Genomic DNA, 25,413 nt, shown 5'->3' on the forward strand with positions numbered 1-25,413 from the left:
AGTACCTACAGGAAATAAGAACGGCGGGGTCAATCGCAAAGAGTGGTTGACCCCGCCGTTTGTCATTTGTAAGGTCCGCACTATTCATCGATGCATTGCCTGGGACTGTCAACTGAGATTTGATCAACTTGCGTACCCTGGTCTGGCAGTTTTGGTTGGACAGTTACACGCGCGTTAGGAACGCTGCACTGGGGGGACTTGCTATGGCACCCCGATGAAGGTTCCACCTCAATGGTGACTCTCCACCTGATAGGTTCATGCCTTTGTTGAAGATGTATCTTGGCAATGCTCAACCCGAGAACTGACGCACGGAGTATTGAAAACCCCGCATCGGCCTCAAACATTGCGGAGCATTTGCTCGCTGCGCCCCGGACTGTGATCGCGGCTGAGTTTACGCTGGCTTTGAGCTTGAAGCCCCGGTTTTACCAGAGGAACCTTCAGCCCTGCAACGGTCCACACAGGGTGAAACTTCTAGCTGAGACACGAACCGGCATCTGGAACATGACAGGTGCCGGTTTTTCATTGAACGAAAGTAGGCTGCGGGGACATTGGTACGCGCAGCGGCCCTATTTCCTGACCGAATTGCGCTGCCAAATGACCCGCGACCGGGTTGGTGCTGACATCGGTGCGTTGGAACTCGAAGGCCTCGTTACCAACCCGCACAAACTCGCTCAAGTGACATCTCAGTGACTGGACGCTGGAAATTCGACCACTGCGGGGTACATCTTTCACCGAAGCAACTCTTCGAAGTATTCACGACCGATTGACGATGCTGCGGTTTGAAGAGATGGCGGTTCTGTGGTGTCAAACTGACCTTACCGATGCCGGTGCCCGTAATGCGGATCGGACCAGTCCTCGTCGCACCAATGAGGCCTTCCCGGAGACCATGGGAATCACGCCGGCGATGACCGGCGAATGTTCTTGGCTGGGATGACAGTTCATGATGATCCTGGGGGCTTGTGATCCGCAGGTTTTACGCTCTGTCGACCAGTTTCCACAGAAGTTCTTCATGGAATCGGTGATACCAATGTGGCGGGACCGATCTTTCTCCCGGCATCATTGTCGTGCCCCTGTTGTGTGGCCGATCGGCTCACAGATTTCTTCAATCTCGGCGGTGTCTCGTGAGATGTTACTGTCCAAGATTCCCAGTCCCGGTCTTAAATTTCTTCGGGTTTAACCTGGCCGCCTATGGACAACTGGAGATTGGCGGAACATCGATCGGACCACAGTATCTGTATGTCATGCTCGGCATGCTGCTGGTCAATATCGTGTTTTTAACGCTGTCCTATCAGCGGCTGAAAATCACGACCTTCGACCCCGAATTCGCAACCAGCCTGGGGATGCGCAGCACCTGGATCAATACGGCATTCATGTTTCTGGTATCCGTGACCGTCACCGCAGGATTTAATGCTGCCGGTGCGATCCTCGTGATCGCACTGGTCATCACCCCTCCGGCAACAGCCTATCTGTTGTCCAAAAACCTTCCGACCATGATCGCCCTGACGGTGGTCATCGCCGTGGTTGGCGCGCTTGCTGGCTTCTGGTTTGCCTATGTGCTCAATGCCGCCACAAGTGCGGCGATATCAGTCTTCTACGGGGTGCTGTTTGTCCTGGCGTTAGCTATCGAACGGTTCATCAAGTTGCGTCGTCGCCGCCTGGTTCGGCCCGAAGCGCGGTCCGTTGCGACCGCCAAGCGACATGATGAATACACGGCGACAGTGCAGGCGGGTGCATAATTTCCGGCGCAAACCTGCCAGGGCGCGCCACTGAGGTCGCCGGGTGTGAAGTAGATCAAACAGAAGCGCGGCTTTTGGCGCTGCACGCAGTTCGACAAACATAAGACGGCGAGCAGTCGCCATCAGGTGCTAGCATGCCGAAGTGGCCGTGCAGCCATCGATCCAGTGCCGGCTATTATTAACGAATCGAAAATGACCGCTACTTTTTAGGCGATGAAAAGCGAAATGTTCCAAAAACTCTAGAACCCTGTCGTTCACGCTTCTATTGTTGTGGGTGCCAGAACATTTCTGGCAATTCAACCACTGACGAAGAATGGGATCGGCACGATGGCAGATCTGCTCCCGGAACACCCGGATTTCCTCTGGCGCAATCCACGACTGAAATCGTCCTATGACGTCGTAATCGTCGGCGCTGGCGGACACGGGCTTGCAACCGCCTACTACCTGGCCAAAGAACACGGCATTACCAATGTCGCCGTGATTGATAAAGGCTGGCTGGGTGGTGGCAACATGGCACGCAACACCACGATTATCCGTTCCAACTACATGCTGGATAAATCCACGCGCTTCTTTGACCGCTCACTCCAGATGTGGGAGGGCCTAGATGAGGAATTAGAATACGACTTCCTGTTCTCCCAGCGCGGTCTGATCACCCTGGCCCACACCGATGCCGAAGTTCGCGAATCCATCCGCCGGGTGGAATCTAACGTGCTCAACGGTGCAGACGCGCAATGGCTGACCCCTCAAGATGTCAAAGCACTGCTACCGATTGTCAATATTTCCCAGGACATTCGCCACCCGGTCATGGGCGCCACCTACCAGGCGCGCGCTGCCATTGCCAAGCACGACCACGTGGCGTGGGCATATGCTCGCAAAGCCTCTGCCATGGGTGTCGACATCATCCAGAACACCGAAGTCACCGGATTCATCAAAGACGGCGATAAAGTCATTGGCATAGAAACCACCCGCGGCAATATCGCCACCGAAAAAGTCGGCATCGCCGTTGCCGGTCACTCCTCCCTGCTGGCCGAAAAAGCTGGTTTCGAGGTGCCGATCCAATCGCGCACCCTACAAGCGCTCGTCTCGGAACTATTCGAACCGGTTCACCCGATGATTCTGACCTCCCACCATATCCACGTGTATGTTTCCCAGGCCCATAAGGGCGAGCTGGTGATGGGCGCCAATACCGACCCGTACACCGCCTATGGTGCACGCGGCGGATTCCACACGATCGAGCGCCAGCTGGCCGCAGCCGTTGAATTGGTCCCAATTTTTGCTCGCGCGCATCTGATTCGCGTCTGGGGCGGCGTCGTCGATATTTCCCCCGACTCGACCCCCATTATTGGCAAGACGCCGGTTGAGGGGATCTATATCAACTGCGGTTGGGGATCCGGCGGCTTCAAGGGCACCCCGATTGGTGGATACACCCTGGCGCACACGATCGCCCACGATGAGCCCCACGAATACAATAAACACTTTGGTTTAGACCGTTACTACACCGGACACCTGGTCGATGAACACTCGGCCTCGGGCGTGCTGCACTAGGAGAGCCGCGACCATGATGCTAATTGACTGCCCCAACTGTGGGCCACGCGATGAAACCGAATTTGAATACGGCTCCCAAGCACACGTGCCGTACCCCAAAGACCCGCAGGCACTGAGCAATGATGAGTGGGCTCAATGGCTGTACTTCCGGGATAACCCCATGGGGTTGCGCGCCGAGCGCTGGGTTCATGTGACCGGTTGCCGCAAATGGTTCAACGCGGTGCGCGACACCGTGACCTATGAATTCAAAGCCACCTACCCGGTGGGCACCCCGCGCCCAGATATCGCACAGTACAACGGAGGCACCCGATGAATACGACTGCTTTGACCACCGGCACTTCTTTCCGGGTTGCCGCAGATGTTGTCCCGGGTGTGGTTGTTGATCGTCATGACGCTGTTGAAGTCACGATCGATGGCCACACGATGCCCGCGTATCGTGGCGATACGGTGACCTCGGCGCTGTTAGCCAACGGTTACCGCAGGGTTGGGGACTCGATCTATTTGGGTCGGCCGCGCGGAGTGCTGGCCTGTGGCATCGAGGACCCGAACTCGCTGGTGACCGTGACTCGGGCCAAGGCGAACACGATTTCCGAGACGATGCTGATCGGACCGACCGTTGAGGTCACGAACAACATGGTCGCCGATCATGTGCAAGGCATTGGCAAACTGGCCGAAACCGCTGATCCGGAATACTACGACTACACCTATGAACACCCCGATGTGCTCGTGGTTGGTGCAGGGCCCGCCGGGCTGGCCGCCGCGCTGCAAGCCTCTCGCGCTGGGGCGCGCGTGCTGATCTTAGATGAGCGAGCCACCTTCGGCGGCAACCTGGTTGGAACACCGGAAGCGGTCATCGACGGTAAACCGGCCGACACTTGGATTGCCGAGACCGTCGCCGAACTCCAGGCCAACGACGACGTCACGCTGCTGGGGCGCACCACGGTATTTGGGGCCTATGAGAACAACTACTTCATGGCCACCCAGCGCCGCACCGATCACCTGGACGAGCAAGTTCCATTCGGCGTATCTCGTGAGCGCACCCTGCATATCCGCGCCAAGCAAGTGGTGCTGGCCACGGGCTCGCATGAACGCCCCATCGTCTTCAAGAATAACGACCGCCCCGGCATCATGCTTGCCTCGGGCATCGCCGGATATCTCAATCGCTACGGCGTGCTGGCCGGCAGCAGCATTGCGCTGTTTACCACTAACGACTCGGTTTACCCGTTGGCCCGTCAGCTGGCCGAGCTGGGGCACTTGGTTGCCGTGGTTGATGTGCGCACCGAACTTTCCGAAGTCGCACTGCAGGCCGTGGCCGCCGGGGTCAACATCATCTCCGCCTCGGTGGTGTGTGATACCGCCTGCAATGACCAGGACGAACTCACCGGCATCACTGTGGCCGAATACCTCGACGACGGCGCACTGGGCGCAACCCGGCGCCTGGAAGTCGATACCCTGGGCGTTTCGGGTGGCTGGTCACCGGTCATCCACCTGCACTCGCAACGTCAGGGCAAGGTCGCCTGGGATCACGAAGTCCAGGGCTTTGTGATTGGGCAGCCGCGTGCTGATTTCCACTACGCCGGATCCGTCACAGGGTCGCTGATGCTGGGCGAAGCCCTGGCCAACGGTGCCCATGCCGGGGCTGCTGCCGCTGATGCAACCGGACACTTCTCGTTTGTGGAAGAACCCGTTGCCGCCGCCGGTCACCGCGGGCCTGTGGCGGCGCTGCGTATGGTGGCCTCACCCGACGGCGAAGACGCAGAAGCTTACGCCAACCACTTTGTGGACTTGCACCGCGACCAGACGGTTGCAGACGTGCTGCGTGCCACCGGTGCCGGTATGTCATCGGTGGAGCACATCAAGCGCTACACCTCGATCTCCACGGGAAATGACCAGGGCAAGACGGGTGCGGTCAACGCGATTGGTGTCATGTCGGAGCTCCTGGACGGGCACACCATGGACGACATCGGCACCACCACCTTCCGCGCCCCGTATTCACCCATCTCCTATGTGGGCCTGGCGGGTCGTCAGCGCGGCAAACTTTTTGACCCACTGCGTAAAACTGCCATGGACCGTGCACACGAAGAACTCGGCGCCGTCTTTGAAATGGCAGGGGAGTGGCGCCGCGCCAGCTACTACCCGCGCGCAGGCGAAACCAAAGCCCAGGCCATCCGTCGCGAAACCATCGCCGCCCGCAACGGGGTGGGCATGATCGACTCGTCTACCCTGGGCAAGATCGAAATCCGCGGCAAGGACTCAGCCGAATTCCTCAACCGGATCTACACCAACGGCTTCCTCAAACTGGCAGTGGGTCGCGGACGCTACGGCGTAATGACCGGCGTCAACGGCAAAGTCTTTGACGACGGCGTGACCCTGCGCCTGGCCGAAGACCGGTTCTTCATGCACACCACCTCCGGTGGCGCCCAGCGGGTGCTCAACTGGTTGGAAAACTGGCACCAAACCGAATGGTCCCACCTGGATGCGACCTTCACCTCGGTCTCCGAACAGTTCTCCACGGTTGCTGTGTCGGGCCCCAAAGCCCGCCGCGTGATGGAACAACTCGCCACCGACGTCGATTTCGCCACTGAAGCCTTCGAATTCATGGAGTTCCGCCACACCACCCTGGACAACGGGATCCCCGCTCGCATCTCGCGAATCTCGTTCACCGGAGAACTCTCCTACGAGCTTGCCGTGCCAACCCAGTACGGGCGGGCCCTGTGGGATGCCGTGGCACAGGCCGGGGCCTCCTACGACATCACCCCGTACGGTCTAGAAGCCCAACGTATTCTGCGTGCTGAAAAAGGTTTCGTGATCGTCGGCCAAGACACCGACGGCACCAACTCACCCCAAGACGTCGGCATGGACTGGGTGGTATCCAAGCTCAAGCAGGACTTTTTGGGCAAGCGCTCATACGCCCTGGATGATTTCCAACGCGACGACCGCGAAGAACTCGTAGCCATTATGGCCACCGATCAGATCTCACTGGTGCGCGACGGCGCAGCACTGGTCACAGCCGAAGATCTCGACGCTCCGCGTCCGGTCGCAACCTCAGGCCACGTCACCGGGTATTACGAATCCGCAGCGTTGGGTCGCACCTTTGGCCTGGCCTTAGTTCGCGGTGGCTCCAAACGCATCGGCGAAAAGCTCTATGCACCCGCCTACGACCCGCCCGTGGAATTTGAAATCACCCCGCTTGTCTCATTCGATCCGGAAGGAACCCGTCGCGATGGCCAACGCTAAACCAGTAGACCCCCGCGCGCTGCGCGAGTCACCCCTGCAACACCTGGCCACCGATATGGAAGCCGCCGAAGTGCTGGGCCCACAGGGCGTGGCCGTCCGTGAAGTCCCATTTGCGACCATGATCGGCATCCGAGCCACACCCGGCGGCAGCGCACATGCCTCCATTGCCGCAGTACTACCGGATGGCCTGCCGAGCGCCGTCGGTCAGGTTGCTGGTGCACCCGATGCGCTCGCAGTCCTGTGGAATTCACCCGATGAATTCCTCGCCGTGTCCGTAACGGAACACCCAACACTGTTGGCGACATTGGAAGCAGCACTGGGCGACGAACGCGGTCACGTCGTGGACTTATCGTCGAATCGGACCATCGTTGAACTCTCCGGGCCAGCAGCGGTGTCGGTGCTCCGTAAGACGACGCCGACGGATGTTCATCCATCCGTGTTCACCATCAATCGTGCCATCACCACCACCTTGGCCCGTACCCCCGTATTGATGTGGCGAACCGATGAAACGACCTGGCGGATCATGCCGCGGGCATCCTTTGCCGAACACATCGCGTTCGTGTTGATGGACGCCATGCACGAATTCAACCACGTGCTGATCGACTGACACAGACACTTTCAAGTAACCGTGCCCGTCCGAAGTCTGCTTCGGGCGGGCACCGTGCTGTGAACAGTCAATCGGTTTGCACCAGCATCTCGGCTACACTGCAGCCATATGGAACGTATCAATGATCAACTCGTCTCCTGGGCCTCGATGCTTGAAGTAGAAACCCGCAAACAGGCCATCACCTCGGCCGAATTGGATTTCATCCACCCGCACATCGCCCTGATGCCTGATGCCCACCTGGGCTACGGCGCAACCGTAGGTTCTGTCATTCCGACACTGGGCGCCGTCATGCCTGCAGCAGTCGGCGTGGATATTGGGTGCGGCATGATCGCGGTGCAAACCCAATTCACGTTCAACGATCTCCCCAAGGATCTCAAAACACTTCGGGAACAGATCGAACGCGCCATCCCGGTTTCTGCAGGCCAATACAACCGCAAAATCCTGACCACCGCCAAACCGCGCATCGACGAATTAGAAACCATGGCACTGCAGATCGACTTCGATCCCGATGCCTTCGACAAAAACTGGCGAGTCCAATTGGGCACCCTGGGCGGCGGCAACCACTTCATCGAAATCTGCCTGGACGACCACGACAACGTCTGGACGTTTTTACACTCCGGTTCGCGGGGCATCGGTAACAAGATCGCCACCCACCACATTGCGATTGCCAAACGCCTCCGTCACGAAGCCGGCGACACCATGCCCCACCAAGATCTGGCCTGGTTTGAAGAAGGCACCCCAGAGTTTAGCCAGTACATTGACCATTTGCATTGGGCTCAGCACTTTGCGCTGTTGAACCGTGAAGAAATGATGGACCGGGTCAACGAACAGCTGGGCCGCTGGGCGGGCGAACCAGTACGTGACATCCAACGGATCAACTCGCACCACAACTTCACCGAAAAAGAAGAACACTTCGGCAAAGAAGTCTGGGTCACCCGCAAGGGAGCGATTCGCGCTCGCAACGGCGATATGGCTTCAATTCCGGGCTCAATGGGGGCTGCCTCATACATCGTGGAGGGCAAAGGCAATGCTGATGCACTCGACTCAGCCCCACACGGTGCAGGACGACAATACTCGCGCCGGGCTGCGCGTCGAGCCTTCACTCAAGATGACTTACGCAAAGCAATGGTCGGCATCGAATACCGCGATACGCATAAATTTATCGACGAAATTCCGCAGGCATATAAGCCGATCGACCGAGTCATGGCGGACTCCACCGAACTGGTGACCATTCGCCACACACTGCGCCAAATCGTAAACGTCAAGGGGGACTAGTCCGCATCAGGGATAATAGAGACCATGTCTTGGATGGATGATAACCCCTTTACCACCGGTTCCCGCACCTACCAACGGGTGTTGATCACCGGGATGGTCATCCTGGGCATCGGTTTTCTCTGTGCCATTGTCGGTGGGCTCACCTCCACTCGCATCCTGTCACTGACCGCCGTATGGGTTATGGGTGCAGGACTCATCACCCACGTGATTGCTCAAATGATCCGGTATGCCGGACGTCGCAAAGAACTGCGCGAAAACCTCGAAGCTGACCGCAAACGTCGCCAACAGCGTGGAAAGGACTAAACATGACTGTTGACATTACCGGCCGAGAATATCCCACGGTTGGCCCGTACCACGTTGGAAGCGAAGAAATCCGCAACTTCGCGACCGCCGTGAAAAATACCCACCCCTTGCACCACGACGTGGAGGCCGCCCGCGCCGCCGGTCACAAAGACCTCGTCGCACCACCAACGTTTCTGGTGTCGATTGCCCAACGTGCCGAAGCCCTGATGGTCAATGACCCCGAGGCCAATGTGGATTTCTCGCGCGTGGTCCATGCTGATCAGCGCTTCACCCCCCACCGCAGTGTGGTCGCCGGTGATGAACTCTATGCCACCGCAACGGTTGGCTCCGTCAAAGAACTCGCCGGCAACCGACTCATCACCACCCACGTGGAGATCACCACTGCCCAAAGCGCGCCGGTGGCGACCATCACCTCGACGTTGCTGATTCGCGGATAAGGACTGTTTCATGATTGCAATCGAAAACCTCACCAAAGGCGAAGTCGTCGCCACCCGCACCATCGACATCACGCGCGCGGACCTCATCCGCTATGCCGGGGCATCGGGCGATTTCAACCCGATCCATTGGTCCGAAGCCACCGCCCAAACCGCAGAACTGCCCGGAGTCATCGCCCACGGCATGCTCTCAATGGGCCTGGCCGTCGACTTGGTCACCGAATGGACCAACGACCCCAGCGCCATCATCGACTACCAGACCCGGTTTTCTGCAATGGTCCCCGTTGAAGAAACCACGCACACCGCTAACCCGGCACGACCATTTGAAAACCCCAATCCCGGGGCACAACTCGACGTCGTAGCAAAAATCGGGGCAATCAACGAAGAAACCAACGTCGTCCGCGTGGATCTGACCGTCACCAACCCCAACGACGACAACGCCCGTGTCCTGACTCGTGCCCAAGCTCAAGTGCAGCTCTAACCGTATGACACAAAACTTACTGGCCAATCACACCACCGCCCGAGTTGGGGGACCAGCCACCACGTGGGTCAAGGTCACCACAGAAGACCAACTGACACTCGCCATTGCTGACGCGGACACCGCCGACGTGCCGTTGCTCGTGGTGGCCGGTGGCTCCAACCTACTCGTCGCTGACGAAGGCTTTCCTGGCACCGTCGTGCAGATCGCAACCAAAGGCATTGAGGTGGTCGAAACCACCGACACCAACGTCCATATTCGTGTGGCAGCCGGACATGTCTGGGACGACGTCGTTGCCTGGTCGGTGGCCGAAGGCCTCACCGGCATTGAAGCCCTGTCTGGTATCCCGGGTTCTACCGGTGCCACCCCGGTCCAAAACGTTGGCGCTTACGGAGCGGACATTTCCCAAACACTGCACAGCATTCGCGTTTGGGATCGCAAAGCCCGCAAGATCATCGAGCTGACCGGTGATGATCTGGAGTTTGGGTATCGCGACTCGATCATCAAGCGATCGATCGTCTCCTCGACCACGAACTTTCGCAATGCATCACCGCGTTGGATTGTGCTCAGCGTTGATTTACAGCTGACCAAAACCGGTGAGCTAGCACCCGTGCGGTATGCCCAATTGGCTCGTGCCCTGAATGTTGAACTGGGTGACAGCGCTCCACTGGAGCACATTCGTCAAACCGTGCTGGACTTACGTGCCAGCAAGGGTATGGTGCTTGAGTCCACGGATTACGACACCTGGTCGACCGGGTCGTTTTTCACCAATCCGATCGTGCCGATTGAAGTGGCCAGCACTCTGCCTGATGAGGCGCCACGCTTCGCGCACCATGAGGCCGGAGAGAACACGGAGACGGTCAAACTGTCAGCTGCCTGGCTGATTGATCACGCTGGTTTCCACAAGGGCTTCGGCCTGAACGGTGAATCCGGAACAGTTGAGGGCAGAGCATCCTTGTCGACCAAGCACACGCTTGCTTTGACGAACCGAGGCAGTGCGACAACCCAAGATTTAGTCAGGATCGCCAGCTTGGTGCGCGACGGTGTTGTAAAAAAGTGGGGCATCACGCTGGTTCCAGAGCCAGTGTTGGTCGGAGTACAGCTGGGAATCTGAGACTAGTCGTGTGTCGGTTATTCGGGCTACGTCACTTCAACCGACACGCATCTCCGCGGTAAGGGTACTCGCACGTCACTTTAGATCGAGACAGGTTCTTTCGCCTCTGGCACAAGCTGGGCAGATCGTTTTGTTGGATGGTTGTGGTGCGCTTTATGCCAGGTCATCAGCACCACGGAGATTAGTCCTACTAGGGACAACAGCAGCCATATGGCCAGCGGTAACAATACGCCACTTGTGTCGAATGCTCCACCAGCAATCAGCGAGCGCAACCCGGTGACCACGTGAGTCATTGGCAGCCAACCGTGCAAGTCTTGTAAGAACTGCGGAGCTGTTTCAATTGGATACGTACCGCCGGCAGCTGATAACTGCAAGACAATCAGTACCAGCGCAAGAAAGCGGCCGGGCGCATCGAAGACAGCAATGAGCATCTGATTCAGTACGAAAAATGTGAGACTTGCAAAGAAACAGAGCGCATATACTCCCGCTGTTTGTGCCATATCAATACCGACGACAAAACGTACAAAGGTGACCATCAACGTACTTTGAGTACACGCCATGATGAACGCTGGGACCATGTTGGTTAACACGGCGCGTAAACGGGAATCAGCAGTCACGATACGACGCACATTTATTGCCGGTTGCATCAAGAAATAGCCCATGGCTCCAACCCATAGCGCTAGCCCCATGAAATACGGGGCTAGACCCCAACCATATCCAGCGACCTCATGAAGACGTTGCTGGACCAATGTGACAGGATCCGAGGCGGTGCCAGCCAGGTGATCGCTTTCCTTATCGGAATACCGCGGAACATTGCCCTTGCCCTCATCAAGTCCTGTCGCAAGATCATCGGCTCCCGTGTCGAGCTGACCTAGTCCACTGTGCAAATCATGAGCTCCTGTAGTTGCATCCCCGGCGCCGGATGCTAAATCGGACGTACCATTGCTCAGCACGGTGGCACCGTTATCAAGCGTCTCAAGTCCGGTGCTGAGCTCACTGGATGCGGCCGCTGCACTATTGATTGCACTGGAAAGCTCTTGTGCGCCATCCACGAGACCGCCGGTCGTAGTCGTAAGACGATCTGCTGACTCGTGCATCAGCTGGCTGCCCTCGGTGCCACGGTCCGCCCCGGAACGCACACGATCCAAGGCCTTCTGCAACTGAGTAATGTCTGTTGAAAGCCCGGCCAGGCCGGTAGCGGTGCCGTTTGTCGTTTCGACACCAGCCACGTCGGCTAGATCCTGTTGCAGTGTCTTGGCCTGTTCCTGTGCCTCCTCGTGGGTGGTTTTTGCTGCCTGTGCGTTGTCCGTCATCGCTTGCACAGCAGCCTGGCGTTGGGCCTCAGATAAGTCTTCCCAGCTGTCTAACAGGTCCTGGCCGTCAGCAGAGATATCATCAGTGTGTTGGGAAGCAGTTGTGAGCAAACCATCAATATTTGCGGCGGCTGATTCAACCCCTCGGGTGTTGTCTAGTGCGCTCTGTGCATCAGTCGCCAGAGTGGCGACCGCCGACGAGGCGTCTGCAATCTCATCAGCTATGTTTTGTATACCGTCGGCGATCTGCTGTGCTTTATTATCAATATCCTCAGCTGTGTCGGGCAGGTCTTGAGTTTGGGCATCGAGGGTGGCGAGGCCGGAGGCTAGCTCACGCGACCCAGAAACGGCCTCACCTGTGCCAGCTGCTAGATCAGCGGCGCCATCGGATAGTGAATTGGCCCCACTGGTTAGTTCGTCAAGACCCACGACCAGATTCCCCGCTCCAGCATGAGCACTGGATGTGCCGTCGGAAAGATCGTGTGCACCATCGGCTGCTTCATCAAGTGCTGTCCCAATCTCCGTGAAACCAACGGTCATCTGTGCTACAAACTCTTCACCGACTTGCTTGGCCACTGACGAGCGAACCGCCTCGCCAACGGTTGCAGCAATATTGCCAGCGATAATATTTGATGCATCGTCGGTAATGATCGTCAGTTGAGACTGGGCTGCTGCCAAAGGGTCCTCGTCGCCTAGAGATGCAGCGCTTGACGAGAAGCTGTTGGGAATTTCTAGAATTGCTCGAATCTGCCCTGCTTCTAGGGCATCATGGGCCTGGTGTTCGTTCATGGTCGTCCAGCTGAAGCTCTCATCAGAGTCCAGTAACGTCTCGGTGAGATCGTCGCCCAGCTGAAGCTCTTCATCATCGCTGGTCGTGGCAGGCTCGTCTTTGTTTACGATGGCTGCGGACATGACCTCTAAGGAAGCGGTGGGATCTTTGACGGACCAGACCAACAGGCTGGCATAGATCAGTGGAATGACGGCCAGCGCCGTCAAGATAATCGTCACCTGAACCTTGGGGTTGAGACGGGACATAAACGATCTCCCAAGCAGAACTTCATACGATACTTTGACACATGTAAATCTTACAGGTGTAAACTTATCCTGCTATGCTGGATCATGTCAATTTCACGGCATGTCTATCGATAAGGATTGGGGTACAAGCATGGAGCAAGTGGCCTCGGGACCCGAAGACGCGGAAAGTTCGGTCAATCCGCGGGCTGAACGTTCTAGGGCAGCTCTGATTGACGCGGTCACCGTAGCTCTGGACGAGGGGCAGCCGGGTGAAGTTTTTAGTGTTGCTGAAATTTCACGAGCAGCGGGGGTAAGCCGACCAACCTTGTATCAGCACTTTGGTGACCTGCCAAACTTGATGCGTGCATCGGCACTGGTGCGACTAACATCGCTATTCGATACGGTCCCGCCACTGCAGGCGCACCCCACGGCGTCTTGGAGGACAGCCGCTACAACGGTGCTGCAAGCTTTGCTCCAAGAGCTGGGGCATCGCCGAGCCTTTTACTTAGCGGTCTTAGACTCGACCGCTGGGCGGGATGTGCGCGAAGATGTGATCGAGTTTTTAGCTTCGCGGATCATTGACGTGCCAGCCCTGGGCGCTGTCATGAAGAAAGTAGAGTCCACTGCTGAAGGACTGCGCGAGCACGCCATGTTCTTAGCTGCCGGGGCTCTCTGGCGTACGGAACGTTGGCTCCGGGATGACAACCCAGAGTCCGCCTCCCAACTCGCTGATCGTTTGAGCCATATTCTGGCAACCACCGGTGGAATGCAACAAGCTTAGGGATTAGCCGCTAATAGAATGTGTGCACCTATATTGATGGTGATCGTGTAGGTTGTAGCACTCAGGGTCCTGTGTTTCGACGATTCAAGGCATACAATGTGTCAAAACATTGGTAGAGCAGGACGAGTTTGTGCTGCATGACTAGGAGTACCGTGACCATGTCTGACGAACAGCCCGCCCGGCAACCACAAGGCGCGCCCGCCGCATTGCTCAACGGGTTGGCTATCTTGGAATCGTTCTCGATTCGGCGTCCGGCCCTGGGCGTTACTGAAATTTCAGAAATCGTAGGTTTGCATAAATCTACGGTGTCCCGGATGCTGCATGGTTTAGCGGAACTGGGCTATGTGCAGCGTGAGCGTGACGGTGGTCGTTACCGGCTCGGCCTGAGTGTTTTGGAACTGTCGGCCCCGCTGCTGGCGGATCTCGATATTCGTGACGCTGGCTTAGAACATTTGGAACAGCTCACAGAAGTTACAGGGGAGACCTCAGCGCTCGGCGTGTGGAGCGGTACCGGTACGATCGTCGTCGACCAGGTAGCCAGCCCGCATCAGGTACGGCACACCCAGCCCATTGGTAACCGTTATAACCAGTGGAACTCTTCATCGGTGCGTGTCATGCTGGCATACCAGCCGATGAAAACCGTTTGCGAATTAGTCGATGGTGGTCTGATCATCCCACCCAAGGGCGGTTTGACTCACGAACTCATTCAAAACGAACTCGATGAGATTCGTCGGACCGGTGTGGCGATGAATAAAGGTTTCACTACTCCGGAAGAATTTGGTGTTGCAGCTGTGGTACGTGACCTGCGAGGTGCTGAGATCGGTTGTGTGATTCTTTCTGCACCGTCGTCGCGCGTCGAGCTCAACGATTCCGCAGAGGACCTGCAGGAGGCCGTGCGCAAGACGGCCAATGATATCTCGGCTCGCCTCGGCGCCCCGGTAGTGTCAGAAAACGGTCAGGGGCATGATTCCGAGGAATCACACCCCTGAGCACGTTTTTATCGACCGGTTAGACCAGAGTTTTCGCCTTGACCGGTTTTTGCTTGGATGGTTTCACTTTGCTATCGGCGGGTAGCACCGGAATAGCGGATGTGATGGGTTCATCATCCAGTCCAGCACCGAGCTGTCGGCCTGCGGTCTCAGGCATCAGGGTTGTGGCAATGAACGCACCGGCTGCCACGACCGTGAGGTAGATAGCAGGGGAGATCGGATTGCCAGTGACATCGATCAGCCAGGTGGCGATATATGGCGCTGTACCGCCGAAGATGGCGTAGGAGACGTTATAGGTGATGCCCGAGGCGGTGTAGCGAACGCGGGTCGGGAAGACCTCGGTCAGAAGCACTGCCGTCACCACGTTGGCAGTGACGGCGCCGAACATGATCATGAGCTGACCGAGCAGTGCCGTGCCAAACGAGCCGCCCGAAGCGATGATATAGCCCGGGATGGCAGCACCACCCAGCAGGATGGCCGAAGCGAACATGGTCTTGCGGCGTCCAATGCGGTCGCATAAACGTCCAGCAAGTGGGGCGGTGCATGCGGCAAGGGTCAACGCAATGACGTTCGAGGCAAGGACAGGTACCGCCTCGAGCTGGACGACTTCCCGCAAGAATGTTGTCATGTAGGTCGAGAAGATGTAGAAGCTCAGCGCGGTCAGCGAGATGTAGCCTGCCAGGATCATCATCGGACGAGCCTGGGTCTTCAGGGTAGAGCGCAACGGGGCATGCTCGGTGGTGTCATCTTCTTCGGCTTCTTGGAACATGGGGGATTCGCCGAGTTTGCGACGGATCCAGAAAGCGATCAGTCCAAGTGGTGCGGCCACGAGGAATGGGATACGCCAGCCCCATGCATGCATAGCCGCGTCACCAATGCCGGTGGTCAGCAGGAAGGACAGCAGGGCTGCTCCCGCAAAGGCAGTAAAGGTCGCGGTCGGCATGGCCGAGCCCCAGCGGGCGCGCTGGTTGGGTGGCGAGTGTTCAATGACATAGGTGACGGCGCCTGCATACTCTCCGCCGGCCGATAGTCCCTGCAGGCAGCGAGCGAGGGTCAGTAGGATCGCAGCCCAAATGCCAATTTGGTCATAGCTTGGTAGGAGTCCGATGGCTGCGGTAGAACCGGACATCAAGAGCACGGTGGTGATGAGGATATTTTTGCGACCGATGCGGTCACCGAGCATGCCAAAGAATGCTCCGCCTAATGGACGAAGAGCGAACGCGACGGCAAAGATGGCAAACGTCTGTAGCAGCGCTACAGCACCGGTGGAATCAGGAAAGAACACGGTGGCGATGATGGTTGCCATGAAGCCGTAGACCGCGAAGTCGAACCATTCCACAACCGTGCCGGCGAAACCGGCGAACGTTACTTGACGTAGGGTTTTGATCGAGACTTGCGAAGTAGGCGTGGGTGTTTGATGAGAGGTTGAGTCGGCAGTCGTCATGGAAGACTCCAGTTCTGGTTGGCCGGGTGCACACAACGTCCAGGACCGCAGCACGGAGCAGGGTTAGCATGTCGGGCGTTGGCGTCACGGTCATGCGGCTCAGTGTTTGAGGTGCTGGAGCGAGTATTGAGTTCTTGATCATGTGCTGGCATGACGTTTCGACGAGTCGTTGTTCTGTACGAGAGAACCCATCTTCGAGGTTGTGATGTGCCGCACATTGCGTTGCTGATCTAACAATTTAGTTGTTAGGTCAGCAACTTGCAAGGGTTTGGCGCAATTGAATTAAAAGATTCTGGGCATGACGAGGTGGGTTGCTTATACCAAGGCCCTTGCTGAGCTGAATGATTCGCTCAAAGGCTAGGTTGGAAGCGGTGTTGGGCGGTCGCCAAGATGATTACTTGTGAGCCTCAGATTCTGGGGTAAGTTGCTCTACGAACTGGGGTTTCCGACGGAAGTAGACCTGTCGTCGGATGATTGCCACGACGTCGTCTTGCTCATCGGTGATTTCGACGTCGAACCAGTGGAGATATTTCTCACCGTTGGCCGTTTTTGTTTTGATGAGGTCCCATGTTTCGTCAGCGACCTGCATGTCAGCGGTAATTTTTCCCCGGCCAGGTTTGACGAATTTTGCTTCAACTCCGACGTCCCACACCAAATATTCTTTGCCGAGACCGTAGACGCCGGCGAACATGAAAAATGGGTCGGTCATGGATAGCATGGTGCCGCCGAATGCTGTCCCGACCAGGTTCCGCGTCAAGATATTGGGTTTATGTGTGACGATCGATCGGGATGCGTCCTGGGCGATGTACTCGGGTTTGATTCCGGCTCCGAGATACGGTGGCCAAATTCGCATGAATCGCTGGAGGAATTTCGGCCCGATGCGCATGGAGGCATATGTGGGGATCTTGAATTTCGGCAGTCGCACGGCGTGACTCCTTATGCTCTGGCGTAGACCGTATTGCGGTCATTCTAGATCACTGGATCACCTTTGCTGCAGTTGCTAGTACTTGGTCTGGATCCATCTGGTCAGCAGCCCCTATTCGCGTCGGCCAAACTGCGATGACGCGACCTTGCAAAGTTGAGACTGCTGCGCTCCTGGGAGCCAGCGGTGTCAGATATCTTTGGCAAAGTAGACGGTGTCGATGCCTGGACCGCGATCATCGGGGATGCGATGTATTTCTGCAAACCCAAGCTGGTGGAGTAATCGAATGTGTGCTTCGTTCGTGGCCCAGGTGCGGGTGGCGACGCCCTGATTGAGTTCTCTAGCGGTTGCTAGAAGGTTTTCGTACATGCGCTGGGTGACACGATTTCCACGGAACGCAGGACGCACAATCACGGTAGTCACATAGTGGTACGGCTTCATCTTTGGTACATTGGGCAGATGAAATCCGGGGCGAAAGCTTAGAAACCCAGCCAGAGTCTCGGCTCGTGTGGCTGGGCTGGCTGTGATGATGTGCTGGTGTGGGATTGACTCGAAATATGCAATAGTGCCCGCTGATTGCGCTGCCAGGGTTGACTTCAGTCCGGTCTGGGTTCCAGACGTTCGCATCGACAGGGGCGGGATAAACGCGGTGTCGGCTTCGACCAAGATGTTCCAAACCTGGGAAGCAATGGATGATTCGACTCCAATGGCAGGCGGGCTGATGCTAATCTGTGGCTTTATGACTGGGGTCCTGTTCTGCGAGTCGCTGATTGACGATAGCATCGATCAGTTCGGCCTCTTCGGTCAGGACCTGGTTGATGGCAATGGCCTTAGCTGCGCGGTGTGTTCGATACACCACCATGAGGGTCGCCAGCAGAAAGCTGATGAGGCTCCCCAGCGTGTAGCTTGTTACCACCGCGGTGCTAGCGTCGGTCGTTGATTGCACAAGCCAGATTCCTACGCCGAGGGATGCGCTGGCTTGCACAAGCAGGCTCCAACTGTAGTTGAGGCCGGCGCGGTGACCGGCTTGCCATGCGGTTACTGAGAACGTGGTGGACCATAGACGGATACCAAACAGATTATTGGGTCTGCCACCGTGACTGCCCGCATAGCAGGCGGCAATGGTGAGAATCGCGCCTTGGAGCAAGCCGGCTGGCAACAACAACACTGCGGGGTCCATGACTGCAGTCTAGCGAATGTGGTTGATCCGACTCCACGGCCCATGAGCCGAGCGTTAAACGGGTGAGCCATCATTTTGATCATGGTGGCTCACGCTGGTGCCGGAGGACCGGCGAATGAGTTTTTAGAGGTTGCCGGTGGCAATCATCAGCATGCGACGTACTGGTTCTGCAGCACCCCACAGCAGCTGGTCACCTACGGTGAACGCCGAGATGTATTCCGGACCCATTGCCAGTTTGCGCACGCGGCCAACTGGAATATCCATGGTGCCGGTGGCCGCAACCGGGGTCAGCTGCTGCATCGAGGCTTCTTTATTATTCGGAATGTATTTGACCCAGTCGTTATCGTTGGCCAGCAGCTCTTCGATTTCATCCAGTGGGACGTCTTTGGTGAGCTTCAGAGTCAGTGCCTGGGAGTGGGACCGCAGAGCACCGATGCGAACAGTGACAGATTCCAGTGGCATGATGTCATCACCGGTGCGACCAAGGATCTTGTTGGTCTCGGCCATGCCCTTCCAGTCCTCACGGGACATGCCATCACCCAGGTCCGAATCAATCCATGGGATCAAGGAACCGGCAAGTGGAGCACCGAACTGGGTGGTGTCTAGGGAGCCATCGCGCTGTGCGGTGATGACCTTCTTGTCGATCTCTAGGATGGCGGAGCTTGGGTTTTTCAAGTCTTCTGCCACGACGTCATGCAGAGTGCCGAAGCCTTTAAGTAGTTCACGCATATGGCGTGCCCCGCCGCCGGAGGCTGCTTGATAGGTCATTGCGGTTCCCCACTCGACCAGTCCGTTGCGCATCAGACCGCCGAGGCCCAAAAGCATCAGTGACACGGTGCAGTTGCCGCCAACGTATTGGTTGATGCCGTTTTTCAGGCCGGCATCAATCTGGTCACGGTTGACCGGGTCCAACACGATGATTGACTCGTCATCCATACGCAGGGCGGAGGCCGCGTCGATCCACAGGCCTTTCCAACCGGCAGCACGCAGTTTTGGGTAGACCTCGTTGGTGTAGTCGCCGCCCTGAGTGGTCAGAATGATCGGCAGCTTGGCCAGGGTGTCGATGTCGTGGGCATCCTGCAGTTTTGTTGAGGTGTCTACACCGGGCAGTTCAGGCACAGCACCTCCAGCATTGGAGGTGGAGAAAAACACCGGGTTGATCTTGGCGAAGTCATTTTCTTCGACCATGCGTTGCATTAGGACGGATCCGACCATGCCGCGCCAACCAATAAGACCAACGGTTGGACGGGATGCTGCATCAGCGTACATTGGAGCTTCCGAAACTTGTTGAGTCATGACGTCTCATTCTACATTCTGTGATAGTGCGTACTTTTTGCGAGCGGAGTATGCCCAGAGTCCGATCCCGATAAATACTTGGGTCAGGACAAGAAGGAAGATGATTCCTGCGATCGTTTTGCCGGTCAGAACCAGATACAGTCCCATGCCAGCACATACCAGTGCCAATAGGGGACCGGCTACCAACCCGAGAAAGGCCAGCACCATCTGGCGCTGGGACACCGGGGCGGTGTTTGTTGTCTTAGTCAAGGGTGCGCTCCCATCGTTCAAACCGGTACTGCACCGAGGATTTGGACGTATGCCAGCCAGCCGATGGATCCTGTTGAGTCAGCGTCCATGAGGTATCAAGTTTGGGTGCATACGTATCGCCATCAACGTGAATGTTGAATAGGCTGCGTTCTACAACGGTGGCTACCTCTAATGTCTGATCATATAGGCTGCCCCCACCAATGACCCAAATCATCGGGCCGGTCTTAAGCTCACCGGCGAGTTGTAGCCCCTGTGCCAGATCGGCGACCACGTGAACATCGCCATGGTCTAATTTGTCATCCGAGGGATCTTCGGTGAGGGTTTTCGATACTACGATTGAGGTCCGGCCGGGCAGCGGTCGGAACGATTCTGGAAATGACGACCAGGTTTTTCGTCCCATCACCAGGACTTCGCCCATGGTGACCTCTTTGAAATGTTTGAGATCTTCGGGCACATGCCAGGGCATATCACCGTCCAGCCCGATGACACCGTCCAGGCTTTGCGCCCAAACGAGGCCGATGTGCGTGCTAGACGGCAACTGGAGCTGAGATAGTGGGGTGGTGTTGGTAGTCAATGACTTCGAAATCTTCCAATTCGTAGCTGAACAGATCTTTGGGTTTGCGACGGAATCGTAGCTGTGGGTACGGGTACGGTTTCCGAGCGAGTTGTTCACGGGCCTGATCGACGTGGTTTGTGTAGATGTGAACATCCCCACCGGTCCACACGAATTCGCCCGGGTTGTAGCCCAATTGCTGGGCCATCATCATGGTCAGCAGTGAGTACTCTGCGATATTGAACGGCACTCCCAGGAACATGTCAGCAGAACGCTGGTAGAGCTGGCAGGAAAGTTTGCCGGGACCATCTTCTTCGGGCTGGACGTGGAACTGGAACATCGCGTGACAAGCAGGCAATGCCATTTCATCGATCTGCCCGGGGTTCCAAGCTGAGACAATGTGACGTCGGGACCCGGGGTTCTGGGCCAGCGATTCCATGACCTGGCTGATCTGGTCAATCGATTCACCATTGGGTGCCGGCCAGGAGCGCCACTGCACACCGTAAACGGGACCTAATTCGCCGTCTTCGTCAGCCCACTCATTCCAAATGCGTACCCCGCGTTCCTGCAACCACTTCACGTTGGAATCGCCGTTGAGGAACCAGATCAGCTCTAAAGCAGCAGATTTAAAGTGCACACGCTTGGTGGTGACCAGCGGGAAATACTCCGCGAGGTTGTACCGGATCTGACGGCCAAATACCGAGTAGGTACCGGTGCCGGTGCGATCCGTTGTCAACGTGCCATTTTCAAGCACATCGGCCAGCAAATCTTCATACGGGGTGTCGATGGACTGAGCAGTCATATTCCTGTTTCGGGTTATCGTTTAGCGGCTGGATTGGTGACAAGATGCAGGTATTCGGGATACCGGCGCAAATAGTCCACAATATAAGAACACTGCGTCGTGAACTTTTGTTCCTGTTTTTCAAACTGATCGAGCAGCAGGGTGGTCAACGCACGGGCATAGCCTTGGCGACCGTATTCTTCTGCCACAATGGTGTGTTGCAAAACGTAGACTTCAGGGTCTTCGTCAGCCATGCGATAGCCGATAAAACCGATGAACGTTGTGTCTCCCGTGTACGGGCTTTCATGGTGTAATTCAAAACGGTCTTTGGCAGGAGCGTGCACTAACCGCAGGTTCTGATGAACGATTTTTTCTGGCTGCGTGCCCGGCAATTTTGTCATAGCCACAGCCTACCAAGGCTGCCTGATCGCGCCTATGGTTCCTCCACAAGATCGCAGCGCTGCGGATCGACAGGTTATTTCACCAGTGGCTCGTAGCGTTCAACCGACACGATCTGCCCTGCACGATGCTTTGCCCGGTGGACTACCAATATGGAGCCTGGCGCCAGCTTAAATTGTTTTTTACTGGTGACCGACTTCGGGTTTATCAGTGCCCGTTCTTCCCGGATCCAGGCTTTGATCTCTTTGAGAATCTGTTTTACTACCCCAGGCTGAGAGCACACCATGATGGGCTCGGGACGTTTGAATTCTTGGCGGAGTCGTCGTGCCAAGAATCTGTTTGGAGCCTCGACGGTTTTATTAAGCCACTTCTTGGTTCGCACTGCTCCACCGTATTTCTTGACATACGGAGCAATGGTTTCCAACGAGCGCGTGTATTTGGAGGTGACGACGCGTGTGGGCTTCCACGCTCGCAGTAAACGGGCGACGGCTTTAGCCTGTTGATATCCAGAATCGGCCAGCGGACGGTCAATTTCGTCTCGAGTCCAGGACTCTGCCGGGGTAGCTTTGGCTTGACGCAGGACCACGAACGGCACGGTTGCCAGTTGGTGAGCCTCGAACGCGGCCTCTAACACGTCGAGAGGTTTCTGATCGAGCTGCTTGGAGAGCATCTGCCGGGCTCGTTGCACATTCACCCAGCGAACGTCATCGAGTTCTTTATTATCGGGACGGGCCTTTTGGTCGATCACCCGGGCTGCCCAATACCAAACCTCTTTGCGCTTATTGCCCTGAGGGGTTTTATATCGGATGATTCCTAAGGGAATCCCAAGTGGCAGATCAAGCCCGACTTCTTCTTTAGTTTCCCGCCATGCTGTTTCTGGCAGGGTCTCATTGGCTCCGAGTCGGCCTTTGGGCCAGGACCAGTCATCAAATTCCGGCCGATGGATCAGCAAGACCTGAAGTGTTCCAGACTTAATGCGCCATGGAATCGTGCCGGCAGCCAGGATTTTTGCGTTGGTTCCTTGTTCAGCTGTGATCGCGGTAGCACGGATAGTGGTGAGCTTACCGAGGCGTTTTGCAGCGCGCATGAAGTGTGAGCCTAGCTGTTGGAAGAGAACATGACGTCGGTGTTTTCCACACCGAAACCCAATGACGTGTAGAGGTTGACCGCTGGGCGGTTTTCATCATCAACATACAACACAATCTTCTCCAAGCCAGAACCGGCCAAGTGGTTCATGCCATGCAGGGTCAGGGCTTTGCCCAGACCGGAGCCTTGCGTATCCGGATGCACGCCGACGGCATAGACCTCTCCGGAGGCCGACCCCACAGGAGTTTTGGTCCAGTGAAAACCCGCCGGAGTGCCCTGAGCATCCTCGACGATGAAAAAGCCTTCCGGATCGAACCAAGATTCAGCTTTGCGTGCCTCTAGATCATCTTGGGTCAGCTGGCCCTGTTCGGGATGATCCGCAAAAGCAGTGGCGTTGAGGGCTAACCAGGCGGCATCGTCGTCACCGGGTACAAATGTGCGGATGGAGTACCCCTGCGGGATCGTCACATCCCCAAAAGATTCCCGATCAATTTCTAGGGCCATCCGATATAGGACCCGGACCGGCTCCAGCCCAGCCTTGATTGCCAAGCGGCGTGCTGCCGGATGATCGCCGTGGCTCCAGGCGGTAATGGCCTGTTGTTCTGCGGCGTGCTGGGCGAGCACCTGTGTGGTCGCATCGACTAATTGCCGCCCGAGTCCATTGCCGCGCTCATCTGGTGTGACCAGCAGCTCAACTACCACGGGCTGTTCGGCGTCTTCGGGAATAACGATTGCTGCACCACCGGTCAGATCGGGGCTGCCGGTGGTGATCAACCATGCCCGGCCGGCGCGCAGCTCGACCCAGGTCTGATCGCCAAAGGGCTCATTGTGGTCGGCCGCGACCCCAAGATCGGCAAGTTTTCGGAGTTCAGCGAGGTGATTCGACGTTTCTGCAGGAGCGTGCACGCGCAATTGAGTCATGCCACCACAATAACGGGTACCGCGATTTTTCGGGCACGGTTGTCGTTAAGCCCAGCTCAAAGCTGGTGCCATGACATGATAGAGGGGTGCGTAGGACTATTTCAGCTTTGACCACGGTCGCCGCCGCTGCGGTGCTGGCTGTGGTGACGGTATTTGTACCCAATTTGCCACAGTGGGTCAGCCCCGTGGTCTTATCGGTGCTGGTCATCGGCTTTTCGATAGCCTGGCCGGTTACGGTCAGCCCCACCCCACGCTGGGGCATCAGCGCGGTCCTAGCGGTGACCGGGTTGGCCTCGGTCTGGGTGGTCTCCTTGCTGCCTGCGCAGGTCAAATTTTCGCCACTGGCTACGGAATTATGGCTGGCACCAGTCGGGGGAGCTGCCGCATTGGGCGTGCTGCTGATCTTTGGAGTACAAACCTTTTCCCCGCCCGGTGGGCTGCAGCGGTTCTTAGCCACCGCCATGCTGAGTGTGGGTGCTGTCATTGCGGCCACCACCGCCGGTTGGGCCATGCTGCTGCGGCAGAAATTCGAAGTAGCTCAAGGCACGCTGGTCATCGAGCGCATCACCGGATTGACCTGGTTGATGCTGACCATACTGGTTGCCCTGGCCGTGGCAGCGCTGGCCACCTTATTGCCGACCCGACGCCGCAACCGCATGATCGCCGTCGTGGTTGGTGCAACACTGGTGGCCATCATCATGCAGGTCATACGTCCCGGGGTGTTATCCGTACCGGCGGTCATCGGCGCGGCAATTGCTGCATTGATCATCGCGCTGGCAGATAGTCTTTCCGAATCCAAAGAGGCCCTGCCGGAGTCGCTGCAACACCCGCTGACGGCGGTCGCACTGGGCACGGGCACAACGATTGTCACCGGGATGGTTGGGTACTTCGTCATCAACGTTTTACCCTGGTAATAATTGACGACACCAAGTCGTATCGAATCGAGATTGTGAGTAAACTAAGGGCCATGTCTGTTGTAGCTTTAGAAATCTTCTTCACCGTCCTCGTCGGCCTGGCTGGCGTAGGTATGGCATTATTCGCACTGCTGGTTATTCGCGGCCTCTACAGAGGTCAGCGCTAAAACCCGACGTGGCTATCGAACTACCCTACGATCTGCTCCCAGAGCTGTCGCCGCTATCCTGGTTGATCGGCTCCTGGGAAGGCCAAGGCCGTCTTGGCGCCGGCGAAGAGGACTCGCAGATCTTCTACCAGCGCATCGATTTTGGCGAAACCGGCCTGCCCTTTTTGCAGTATCGCGCCGAAACCTGGCTGTCTGAAGAAGACGGTACCCTGATTCGCCCGCTCACCTTCGAATCCGGATACTGGGCCATTGACCGGCAGCGGCATTCCGCCGACGTCGGGCCCGGCATGAAACCTGCAGACCCGGTTCCGGCCTACCGCTCAGCTGAAGACGTCGAACGGTTACGGAAAAACGAAACCGATTTTCCCATCACCGCCACGATTACCCACCCCGGCTCAATGTCTGAGCTGTACTACGGGATCGTTCGCGGACCCCAGATCCAACTCAACGCCGACGCGGTCCTCCAGGGCACCCTGGCCGGCACCTACCATTCGGCCAACCGCATTTACGGCCTGGTCAACGGTCAAATGTTCTGGCGCTGGGACGTCGTGGAAACCGATGGCGAAGAACCCAAACCGCACGCCTCGGGCATCCTAGACAAAATGCCATCCGAAAACGATGGTCGTCTGCCACCCGGGAAACCGCACCTGCCCGGCAAACACGAAGCGTAGAGTG

At 57.1% G+C, this 25,413-nt stretch carries 26 protein-coding genes; 14 read left to right on the forward strand and 12 right to left on the reverse strand.

Going from position 1 to position 25,413, the window contains the following annotated elements:
• The first annotated feature begins 1,121 nt into the window (after positions 1-1,121).
• The 10 genes from A6F49_RS12575 (at position 1,122) to A6F49_RS12620 (ending at position 10,729) form a co-directional block, all read left to right on the forward strand.
• Entirely contained in the window at positions 1,122-1,736 is a 615-nt protein-coding gene (locus A6F49_RS12575; RefSeq protein ID WP_235604990.1) for a metal ABC transporter permease, read from the forward strand.
• A 327-nt stretch (positions 1,737-2,063) separates the two neighbouring features.
• Positions 2,064-3,281: a sarcosine oxidase subunit beta family protein gene (locus A6F49_RS12580; protein ID WP_043058792.1), complete on the forward strand. Its 1,218-nt coding sequence runs from the start codon at positions 2,064-2,066 to the stop codon at positions 3,279-3,281.
• 13 nt (positions 3,282-3,294) lie between these two features.
• On the forward strand, positions 3,295-3,594 hold the full coding sequence (locus tag A6F49_RS12585) for a sarcosine oxidase subunit delta (protein ID WP_043058791.1): 300 nt from the start codon (positions 3,295-3,297) through the stop codon (positions 3,592-3,594).
• On the forward strand, positions 3,591-6,518 hold the full coding sequence (locus A6F49_RS12590; RefSeq protein ID WP_082911774.1) for an FAD-dependent oxidoreductase: 2,928 nt from the start codon (positions 3,591-3,593) through the stop codon (positions 6,516-6,518). The genes A6F49_RS12585 and A6F49_RS12590 overlap by 4 nt, the downstream gene beginning before the upstream one ends.
• A complete protein-coding gene (locus A6F49_RS12595) occupies positions 6,505-7,125 on the forward strand; it encodes a sarcosine oxidase subunit gamma (RefSeq protein ID WP_043058790.1) in 621 nt (206 codons plus the stop codon). Before A6F49_RS12590 ends, A6F49_RS12595 begins: the two co-directional genes overlap by 14 nt.
• Before the next feature lie 108 nt (positions 7,126-7,233).
• Positions 7,234-8,400 (forward strand): RtcB family protein, encoded by a 1,167-nt coding sequence (locus A6F49_RS12600; protein ID WP_043058789.1) that lies wholly within the window; start codon positions 7,234-7,236, stop codon positions 8,398-8,400.
• Between the two features lie 24 nt (positions 8,401-8,424).
• Positions 8,425-8,703, forward strand: a complete 279-nt coding sequence (locus A6F49_RS12605) for a hypothetical protein (protein ID WP_043058788.1) — start codon at positions 8,425-8,427, stop codon at positions 8,701-8,703.
• Between the two features lie 2 nt (positions 8,704-8,705).
• Positions 8,706-9,140: an FAS1-like dehydratase domain-containing protein gene (locus tag A6F49_RS12610; RefSeq protein ID WP_043058787.1), complete on the forward strand. Its 435-nt coding sequence runs from the start codon at positions 8,706-8,708 to the stop codon at positions 9,138-9,140.
• Between the two features lie 10 nt (positions 9,141-9,150).
• The gene (locus tag A6F49_RS12615; protein ID WP_043058786.1) at positions 9,151-9,618 is read left to right on the forward strand and encodes a MaoC/PaaZ C-terminal domain-containing protein; all 468 of its coding nucleotides are present in this window, start codon (positions 9,151-9,153) and stop codon (positions 9,616-9,618) included.
• Positions 9,619-9,622: 4 nt separating this feature from the next.
• The gene (locus A6F49_RS12620; RefSeq protein ID WP_043058785.1) at positions 9,623-10,729 is read left to right on the forward strand and encodes a UDP-N-acetylmuramate dehydrogenase; all 1,107 of its coding nucleotides are present in this window, start codon (positions 9,623-9,625) and stop codon (positions 10,727-10,729) included.
• Between the two features lie 80 nt (positions 10,730-10,809).
• Here A6F49_RS12620 and A6F49_RS12625 read toward each other — a convergent pair whose 3' ends face one another.
• On the reverse strand, positions 10,810-13,077 hold the full coding sequence (locus A6F49_RS12625; protein ID WP_043058784.1) for a YhgE/Pip family protein: 2,268 nt from the start codon (positions 13,075-13,077) through the stop codon (positions 10,810-10,812).
• A 100-nt stretch (positions 13,078-13,177) separates the two neighbouring features.
• On the opposite strand from A6F49_RS12625, the gene A6F49_RS12630 reads away from it, so the two are divergent.
• Positions 13,178-13,837 carry a TetR/AcrR family transcriptional regulator gene (locus A6F49_RS12630; protein ID WP_082911775.1) on the forward strand — a complete coding sequence of 220 codons (660 nt, stop codon included), beginning with the start codon at positions 13,178-13,180 and terminating at the stop codon, positions 13,835-13,837.
• Positions 13,838-13,995: 158 nt separating this feature from the next.
• Positions 13,996-14,826 carry an IclR family transcriptional regulator gene (locus A6F49_RS12635; RefSeq protein WP_052505013.1) on the forward strand — a complete coding sequence of 277 codons (831 nt, stop codon included), beginning with the start codon at positions 13,996-13,998 and terminating at the stop codon, positions 14,824-14,826.
• Positions 14,827-14,845: 19 nt separating this feature from the next.
• Here A6F49_RS12635 and A6F49_RS12640 read toward each other — a convergent pair whose 3' ends face one another.
• From A6F49_RS12640 to mshD, 11 genes are all read right to left on the reverse strand, one after another.
• Positions 14,846-16,270 carry an MFS transporter gene (locus A6F49_RS12640; RefSeq protein ID WP_043058782.1) on the reverse strand — a complete coding sequence of 475 codons (1,425 nt, stop codon included), beginning with the start codon at positions 16,268-16,270 and terminating at the stop codon, positions 14,846-14,848.
• Positions 16,271-16,664: 394 nt separating this feature from the next.
• Entirely contained in the window at positions 16,665-17,195 is a 531-nt protein-coding gene (locus A6F49_RS12645) for a DUF4442 domain-containing protein (RefSeq protein ID WP_201120322.1), read from the reverse strand.
• A 186-nt stretch (positions 17,196-17,381) separates the two neighbouring features.
• Entirely contained in the window at positions 17,382-17,858 is a 477-nt protein-coding gene (locus tag A6F49_RS12650) for a GNAT family N-acetyltransferase (RefSeq protein ID WP_043058781.1), read from the reverse strand.
• Between the two features lie 58 nt (positions 17,859-17,916).
• Positions 17,917-18,372: a hypothetical protein gene (locus A6F49_RS12655; protein WP_043058780.1), complete on the reverse strand. Its 456-nt coding sequence runs from the start codon at positions 18,370-18,372 to the stop codon at positions 17,917-17,919.
• A 123-nt stretch (positions 18,373-18,495) separates the two neighbouring features.
• Entirely contained in the window at positions 18,496-19,668 is a 1,173-nt protein-coding gene (asd, locus tag A6F49_RS12660) for an aspartate-semialdehyde dehydrogenase (RefSeq protein WP_235604991.1), read from the reverse strand.
• 6 nt (positions 19,669-19,674) lie between these two features.
• Positions 19,675-19,917, reverse strand: coding sequence for an NF038396 family protein (locus A6F49_RS12665; protein WP_235604992.1), 243 nt, complete (start codon positions 19,915-19,917; stop codon positions 19,675-19,677).
• On the reverse strand, positions 19,910-20,491 hold the full coding sequence (locus A6F49_RS12670) for a dihydrofolate reductase (protein WP_043058779.1): 582 nt from the start codon (positions 20,489-20,491) through the stop codon (positions 19,910-19,912). Before A6F49_RS12670 ends, A6F49_RS12665 begins: the two co-directional genes overlap by 8 nt.
• Positions 20,445-21,272, reverse strand: a complete 828-nt coding sequence (locus tag A6F49_RS12675) for a thymidylate synthase (RefSeq protein ID WP_043058778.1) — start codon at positions 21,270-21,272, stop codon at positions 20,445-20,447. The genes A6F49_RS12670 and A6F49_RS12675 overlap by 47 nt, the downstream gene beginning before the upstream one ends.
• A gap of 14 nt (positions 21,273-21,286) precedes the next feature.
• On the reverse strand, positions 21,287-21,652 hold the full coding sequence (locus tag A6F49_RS12680) for a GNAT family N-acetyltransferase (RefSeq protein ID WP_043058954.1): 366 nt from the start codon (positions 21,650-21,652) through the stop codon (positions 21,287-21,289).
• A 74-nt stretch (positions 21,653-21,726) separates the two neighbouring features.
• Positions 21,727-22,737 (reverse strand): NUDIX hydrolase, encoded by a 1,011-nt coding sequence (locus A6F49_RS12685; RefSeq protein ID WP_052505011.1) that lies wholly within the window; start codon positions 22,735-22,737, stop codon positions 21,727-21,729.
• A gap of 11 nt (positions 22,738-22,748) precedes the next feature.
• Entirely contained in the window at positions 22,749-23,657 is a 909-nt protein-coding gene (gene mshD / locus A6F49_RS12690; RefSeq protein ID WP_043058777.1) for a mycothiol synthase, read from the reverse strand.
• 107 nt (positions 23,658-23,764) lie between these two features.
• Between mshD and A6F49_RS12695 the strand changes: the two genes are divergently transcribed.
• Together A6F49_RS12695 and A6F49_RS12700 are read left to right on the forward strand one after the other, a co-directional pair.
• Positions 23,765-24,571, forward strand: a complete 807-nt coding sequence (locus tag A6F49_RS12695) for a hypothetical protein (protein WP_043058776.1) — start codon at positions 23,765-23,767, stop codon at positions 24,569-24,571.
• Positions 24,572-24,746: 175 nt separating this feature from the next.
• A complete protein-coding gene (locus A6F49_RS12700) occupies positions 24,747-25,409 on the forward strand; it encodes a nitrobindin family protein (RefSeq protein WP_043058775.1) in 663 nt (220 codons plus the stop codon).
• Positions 25,410-25,413 lie beyond the last annotated feature (4 nt).

The organism is Enteractinococcus helveticum, assembly GCF_001657475.1.
Taxonomy (GTDB): Bacteria; Actinomycetota; Actinomycetes; order Actinomycetales; family Micrococcaceae; genus Yaniella; species Yaniella helvetica.